Below are 6,777 nucleotides of genomic sequence, written 5' to 3' on the forward strand. Positions count from 1 at the left end.
CTGGACCAGTTCAGGCACCGACCTCAGCCTCGATCCCGACCTGTGACGAATGACGGCAGGACGTTACGCGAGACCGCGGCTATTTCTTCGCGATCAGGATCAGGTTGTCCTTCGCCTGGATCAGCCTGAGCGCCATCGGCCGCTCTGCTTTCAGGTGCGCGACCAGCAGATCACCGTCGACCTGCATCGAGGTGATGCTGAACCGTTCCGACCACCGCCGAGCGTCCAGCAGCGACGTGCCCTGCTCGATGACGGTACGCAGGCGCTTCTCGTTGTCCTTGGCGGCCGCCTCGTCGGCGTGCGAGAGCGCGATGACCAGCTCGCCCGGTGCGTCCGCCACCGCGGCGACCTGCCACGGCGCGAGGCCGAGCTTGCCCGCGTCGATCTGTTTCTGGAGCGCGGCGGCCTGCTCGGGCGTGGCCCGGTCGCCCAGCATCCCCGCCGCGTCGGCGGTGAGCGAGCGCGGGTCGCCGAGCACGATGGCGTTGAACGCCTTGGCCTCGTCGACCGCCTTGGCGACCTCGACGTAGCGGTCGTCGTCGGCCAGCGAGGTGCCGTCGCCGTCAGCGACGTCGAGCGCGCCGTTCAGCAGCTGGTCCTTCGAGGTGAGCCAGATCTGCTCCCCGGTCACGCCGATGCGCAGCGCGTTGCCGACCGGGCGGAGCGCGCTCTGCGCTCGCATGTCGAGCGTGCCGTTCTTGCCGACGGAGTACGTCTTCACACCCGCGTGCTCGCCGGTCTTGGTCTCCTTGGCGAACGAGGCGTTCTTGGTCAGCGTGGTGTCGACCTTGCCGGTGTCGAACCGGCCGCCGAACACCGACAGCACGTTCGGCGGCTGGCCGGCCTGGACGGAGTAGTCGATGTCTCGGAGGCCGAAGCCGGCCTCCTTGGAGAACCCGGCGAGGATGTAGTTCTGCGCCGGCTCGGCGATGACGAAGGTGCCGTTGGACTTCTTCATCAGCGCTTTGAGGTCGGCCTCGTCGTCCTTGGCCGGAGGGGCGTCGCCGCGCAGGCGCGCGAGGCTGCCGTAGATCAGCGACGTCCGGTTGCCGGCGTTGTCAGGCACCTGGCCGAGCATCGACTCCAGGGAACCGGTTTCTCCCCCACCACCGCCGAGCACCCCGCACCCGCTCACGGCGAGCACGATCACGGCAGCCCCGGCACTCCACCCCATGCGACGTTTCATGGATGGAAGCTACACGAAACTCAGTACACGTAGGGCCAGCTCGCCGAGTCCCAGCCGATCAGGTTGATGCCGAGCAACGGCGTGCCGTTGTCGTTGTAGTAGTGGTAGTAGATGACGTCGGCGTCCGCATCGGGAACGATCGCCTGGTGTCCCGGCCCGTGGATCGAGCCGTGCCCGGCGAGGATCTCCGTGCCACCGCCCGAGGTCAGCGCCCGTCCGTCGCGGTCGACGTACGGTCCGGTGATCGAGCTCGACCGCCCGACCATCACCCGGTACGTACTGCTCGCACCGCGGCAGCACAGGTCGAACGACACGAACAGGTAGTAGGAGCTCCCGTGCCGGTAGACGAACGGCGCCTCGACGGCCGACGTGCCCGTCGACTGCCGGTTGGCCAGCGACCGCACCTGCGTGTCCGAGGTCGACCGCAGCCCGGTCGAGTTGTCCAGCCGGATCAGCTTGATGCCGGTCCAGAACGAGCCGAAGCTCAGCCACCACTGCCCGGACGCGTCGACGATCAGGTTCGGGTCGATCGCGTTGTAGTTGACGCTGCTGCTGCTCTCGATCACCAGCCCGCGGTGTGTCCAGGAACCTGCCGCGCCGGTCGAGCTGGTGGCCAGGAAGATCGCCGACCGCTGCGAGCCGAACGTCGAGGCGGAGTAATAGAGGTAGTACTGACCGTTGCGATACGAGATGTCCGGCGCCCAGAGGCTGCGACCGCCGGCGGTGTACGGCGTCGTCCACGAGGCGCCGTTCGGCCAGACCACGCCCGCGTTGCGCCAGGCGGTCCGGTCCGTCGAGGTCTTGATCGGCAGGTTGTCGCCTGTGTGCACGAGGATGTACGTGCCGCCCGACGACTTCACCACCGCGGGGTCGTGCACGCCGATGTCGCCGGTGACCCTGCCGGGGTTGGGATACGCCTGCGGCGTCACCGGCCCCACCACACCGGTCGCCGGACGGGCGACACCGACCAGGCTGAGCAGCGAGATCGCAAGCAGGACTGCGTATTTCTTCGACAGCATGATGAACTCCGCAGAGAGGGCGAAGCCCGGCCACTCGCAACGCTAGCCCGGTGTGGTGCCGATTCGACGCTTTCGACCGGCTATTTCGATGATGTCGCCGGATCCGGTCGGGCCTGCCGAGGTCCGTCCCAGATGCCGGTCATCGTCCAGGCGTCCAGCCGCGTCAGGCTGGCCGGGGCGTTCGACGCAGCGATCCGTACGCCGGTGGCGTCTTCGCGGGTCGGGTAGACCCGGGCGGTCAGCGCACGTCCGTTGGCGAAGATCTCCAGCGCGGAGTGGTCGACGATGACGCGCAACTCCACAACGCCGTCCGGGCCGATCGGCAGCGGGCCGCGCAGGTCGCGGGTGTCGAGATCGGCACCGAGGCTGCTGTTCTTGCGGTCGAGCCGAAGCTCGCCGGCCGCCCGGTCGAGCACGACAACGGTCTGCTCGGCGCCGTCGGGTGTGCTGCGGATCGCCAGCTCGACGCACGCTTCGGCGGAGAGGACCAGGGTGGCCTCGAGGTCGAGCTGGTCGCCGTGCACCTGGTCGAGGTCGATCGCCTGGCCTGGTTGGAGATCCGCCGCAGGGACGCCGGCATGTGAGCCACGCAGCGCGGCCACTTCGTCAACGGGAACTTGCAACAGGCTGCCGTCGGCGGCGAGCTCGAGCCGCCTCGGCAGCGACATCGCACCGGACCAGCCGTGCGCGCGAACGGCGTCTGGTCTGCCTTCCTGCAGCCAGCCGTACATCACCTGCCGGCCGGACTCGTCGCGGAACGACTGCGGTGCGTAGAAGAAGTTCAGGCCGTAGTCGAGCAGGCCGAGGTGCTCCGGGGTGAACCGGCCGTCGGCGTAGGTGCCCGTGTAGTAGGCGGAGTGGTTGGTCGAGCCCTCGTCCCAGGCGGAGAGGATCAGAACGTGCTTGTCGGCAAGGCGGACGAAGTCGACGCACTCCCACATCGTTCCGGTGTAGACCGGCTCGGTGGCGCTCGCGTCGCCGACGAGGATCGGGCCCTCGTACGTCCAGTGGCGCAGGTCGGTCGAGGTGTAACGCAGCGCGGTGCCGCCCTCGCCGCGGATGCCGGCGCCGACCAGCTGCGACCAGACCTCGCCCTCCCGCCAGACGCTGTGGTCGCGGTACGCCACCAGGTCGAGCTCGGCCGGCGGCTCGGCGATCACGGGATTGCCGTCGTACTTTTGCCAGTGGCGCAGGTCGGCGTCACCGGTCGCGATGCACGGGCGCTGCTGGTCGTCGCGATTGCCGGAGTAGACCAGCGTCGGCACGCCGTTGTCGTTCAGGAGTACGCCAGACCAGCAGCCGTCGGCGTCCGGGCCACCGGGTGTGGGCGAGAGCGCGACCGGCTCGTCCGACCAGTGCACGAGATCGGTGCTCGTCGCGTGGCCCCACTCCTTGGCGTCGTTGGCCGGGGAGTCCGGGCTGTACTGGTAGAACAGGTGGTACGTGCCGTTCCACTGGCCGACGCCGTTCGGGTCGTTCATCCAGCCGGTCGGTGCGACGAAGTGAAACGCTGGGCGATGACTGTCCACGGGCATCCAACCTAGTACCACGTGAGGAACCTCCATGCGGCCCATTGTCGTGATCGGTGAAGCCGTTGCCGACGCGTTCGTGCTCGGTGACGCGTCGTCGACGCAGCCGCAGACAGAACTGCACCTGCGGGTGCTGCCGGGCGGTGGGCCGGTCAACACCGCCGTGGCACTGGCCCGGCTCGGCGCGCCGGCCCGCTATCTCGGACGGCTGTCCGGCAACCCGTTCGGCAGGCTGATCCGCGACCACCTCGCCGCGTCCGGCGTCGACCTGTCGGCCGCGGTGGCGGCTGCGGAGCAAGCGACCGTTGCGCTGGCCGCCCTCGACGCCGGCGGGAACGCGGTCTACGACTTCTACGCCGACGGAACGGCCGACTGGCAGTGGACTTCCGACGAGCTGGATCCGCGGCACACGAGTGGTGCCGCTTGCGTACACACCGGTTCGATGGCGTTGATCCGCGAGCCCGGCGGGCAGCGGATCGAAGGCCTGCTGGCGGCCGTCCGTTCGCACGCGACCATCTCGATCGACCCGAACCTCCGCACCAGGTTCGCGCCCGCCGAGGACTACCGCGAGCGGCTCGAGCACTGGTTGGGGCTGGCGCACCTGTTCCGGCTCAGCGACCAGGACTTCGCCGAGCTCTGCCCGGGCGAGTCGTTCGCGTCGGCGAGCAAGGCCTGGCACGAGCGCGGCATCCGGCTGGCCGTGCTGACGCTGGGCGCGGAGGGCTCGGTCGCCTCGCTGGACGGCATGCGGATCGCCCAGCCGGCCTTGCCGGTCGAGGCGGTCGACACCGTCGGCGCCGGCGACTCGTTCACGGCCGGCCTGCTGTGCTGGCTCGGCGAACACGGCCACCTGGACGACCAGCTGGCCCACTTGCAGGCCGACGACGTACACCGGGCGCTGGAGTTCGCCGCCCAGGTGTCCGCCTTCACCTGCGGCGTCGCCGGCGCGAACCCGCCCTGGCGCGACCAGCTCACCGCGTCCCCGGCCTAGGCCGGCCCTCCCGGAGGGCGGCGTCGGCGCGGTCCAGGAGGTCTGACCAGGGCCGGGCCGGGATCACGGGGGCGCCTGCCGCCACGGCACGTACGGTCAGCCGCTCGTTCACCTCGACACTGACCCGGGCGCGGACGTGCTGCTCTTCCTCGTCCGGCTCGCGGGAGAGGTAGTTCGCGACGATCTGGGCCGCGTCCGGCTCGGCCAGGACGAACGCGCGGACCTGCCCGCCGAAGCCGGCTGCGAGCTCCGGCGACAGGTAGTCGCCCTCGAGCACCACCGGGGTCGCGGACTCGACGTGGTCCGCGACCACCGCGTGGTAGGCGCCCCGCAACGCGTCGACGACCGAGAGGTGGAGGTCGGCGATCCTCGCCGGCGGCCACGCGGATGCTTCGGGGTGCGTGTCCCAATAGTGCAACAACGGCTGCTGTTCCGGCGTCGTGATCGCCTGCAGCGCCGTGCAGATGTCGTCCGCCTCACCGAGGGGTACGCCGTAGCGGTGTGCCAGCCCTCGGGCCACCCAGGTCTTCCCGACGCCGGAGGCCCCGCACACCACCGCCACGGTGCACGGCGGCCGGTCGCTCATGGCTGTCCTCCTGCCAAACCTAGGGCTGTGGGTGCTTCGGCTCGGGAACCTTGTCCAGCCGTACGCCGAACCGCTCGACGTACAACGCGAGCAGTTCCTCGTCGTCGGCCACCTCGCGCTCGGTCCGCTGCCCGGCGTTGGTCTCGATCAGCTTGCGGTCGCGGATGGTGTCGCGGCCGTTCGCGGTGAGCAGCGAGCACACCGTCGCGTGCGTGAAGTGCGAGTCCGCCGACGTCTGCTGCCACCAGCACGTCGGTACGAAGTCGGAGAGCCGGCGCGCCCGCTGTTCGACGTGGTAGACCGCATCGCCACCGCGGCTGACTGTCAGGTCGCCGGCAGCCTTCTCCTCCAGCCGGTAGGCACCCGACGGGTCGGCCTGCTCGGCGCGTTCGTCCCACCGCAGCGGCTCGTGCGAGAAGTCGCCGAAGCCCACGTCGACCAGCCACGGCTCGCCGTCGGCGACCACGCGCAACACCAGATGGTCGAACGGTGGCCCAAGCGTAGGACCCATCTGCACCGCGGCCGCGTGCAACGTGACGTCGTAGCCGAGCCCGGCCAGCAGCCCGGCGAACAAGCCGTTCAACTCGTAGCAGAACCCACCGCGCCGCCCGGTCGCGATCTTGGAGAACAGCGGGTCCTCCTCGAGCACGATGGGCTCGCCGAGGTGGATGCTGAGCGACTCGAACGGCACCGACCGTAGGTGCGCCGTCTGCAGCCGGCGCAGATAGTCCGCGCTGGGTGGCTCGACCGCCAGGCCGATCCGTTCGAGGTACGCCGAGACGCGTTGGTCGTCCATCAGGCAAACGTAGCTGCCTACTCGACGAGCTGCATCCCCGTGACCTGGCCAGGGCTGATCTCGATCACGTGGTCCATCGCGCTGTCGATCCAGGGCCGCAGCCGCCGCGCGTACTCCGCGATCTGCTCCTTGTCCGTGACGAACCGCGCCATGCCCGTGACGATCACGCTCCAGCCGACCAACCGATCCGGGTCGAGGTCGTCGGCTTCGTACGCGACCACCGCCTGACGCAGTGCGGCCGGGATGATCGCCGCGCCTTCGTGCACCCGGATGATCACCTTGCCGTTCTCAACAAGGTGGTTCACCGGACGGATCGCCGGCATCGCCTCGTAGGAGAAGACCACGCGCCCGACCTGGACGGTGCCGAGCAGCCGAAGCGACTCCTCCGTGTCCAGCCGGACCGCGCGCCGCGGGGCTACAGACTTGCCGTCCAGCACTTCCCCGATCTCCGAATTCAAATCAACCCTTTCGCCGATCACCCTCCGCCACCTTCACAGCCGGCGGGCCGCGAGACGAGGGCCACCCGGCCCGAGGTCGTAGGGCCGGGTGGGTGGGACCGGCCGGGACTAGGGCGTGTTTCGAAGTAAGGGAAGCCATTCGTTGATGGCGGTGATTTCGAGGATGGCTTGGTAGCGGGTGGAGAGTTTGTCGTAGCGGGTGGCTACGGCCC

7 protein-coding genes are annotated in these 6,777 nt (G+C 69.5%); 1 reads left to right on the plus strand and 6 read right to left on the minus strand.

Annotation, left to right across the window (positions count from 1 at the left end):
• Positions 1–79 precede the first annotated feature (79 nt).
• The 3 genes from ACYVF6_RS37480 to ACYVF6_RS37490 form a co-directional block, all read right to left on the minus strand.
• Positions 80–1,186: a hypothetical protein gene (locus ACYVF6_RS37480; RefSeq protein WP_460528668.1), complete on the minus strand. Its 1,107-nt coding sequence runs from the start codon at positions 1,184–1,186 to the stop codon at positions 80–82.
• A gap of 20 nt (positions 1,187–1,206) precedes the next feature.
• Positions 1,207–2,205, minus strand: a complete 999-nt coding sequence (locus ACYVF6_RS37485) for an arabinan endo-1,5-alpha-L-arabinosidase (protein ID WP_460528670.1) — start codon at positions 2,203–2,205, stop codon at positions 1,207–1,209.
• Between the two features lie 80 nt (positions 2,206–2,285).
• Complete coding sequence (locus ACYVF6_RS37490; protein WP_460528672.1) at positions 2,286–3,734, minus strand: glycoside hydrolase family 32 protein; 1,449 nt, start codon at positions 3,732–3,734, stop codon at positions 2,286–2,288.
• A 34-nt stretch (positions 3,735–3,768) separates the two neighbouring features.
• Between ACYVF6_RS37490 and ACYVF6_RS37495 the strand changes: the two genes are divergently transcribed.
• Positions 3,769–4,725 carry a carbohydrate kinase family protein gene (locus ACYVF6_RS37495; protein ID WP_460528674.1) on the plus strand — a complete coding sequence of 319 codons (957 nt, stop codon included), beginning with the start codon at positions 3,769–3,771 and terminating at the stop codon, positions 4,723–4,725.
• Here ACYVF6_RS37495 and ACYVF6_RS37500 read toward each other — a convergent pair.
• The 3 genes from ACYVF6_RS37500 to ACYVF6_RS37510 are packed head-to-tail and all read right to left on the minus strand — an operon-like array spanning position 4,706 to position 6,565.
• Positions 4,706–5,311, minus strand: a complete 606-nt coding sequence (locus ACYVF6_RS37500; RefSeq protein ID WP_460528676.1) for a hypothetical protein — start codon at positions 5,309–5,311, stop codon at positions 4,706–4,708. The genes ACYVF6_RS37495 and ACYVF6_RS37500 overlap by 20 nt on opposite strands.
• Positions 5,312–5,330: 19 nt before the next feature.
• Positions 5,331–6,107 (minus strand): arylamine N-acetyltransferase family protein, encoded by a 777-nt coding sequence (locus ACYVF6_RS37505; protein ID WP_460528678.1) that lies wholly within the window; start codon positions 6,105–6,107, stop codon positions 5,331–5,333.
• Positions 6,108–6,124: 17 nt separating this feature from the next.
• Positions 6,125–6,565 (minus strand): pyridoxamine 5'-phosphate oxidase family protein, encoded by a 441-nt coding sequence (locus ACYVF6_RS37510; protein ID WP_460528680.1) that lies wholly within the window; start codon positions 6,563–6,565, stop codon positions 6,125–6,127.
• Between the last annotated feature and the right edge of the window lie 212 nt (positions 6,566–6,777).

It is taken from the genome of Flindersiella endophytica, from assembly GCF_054779015.1.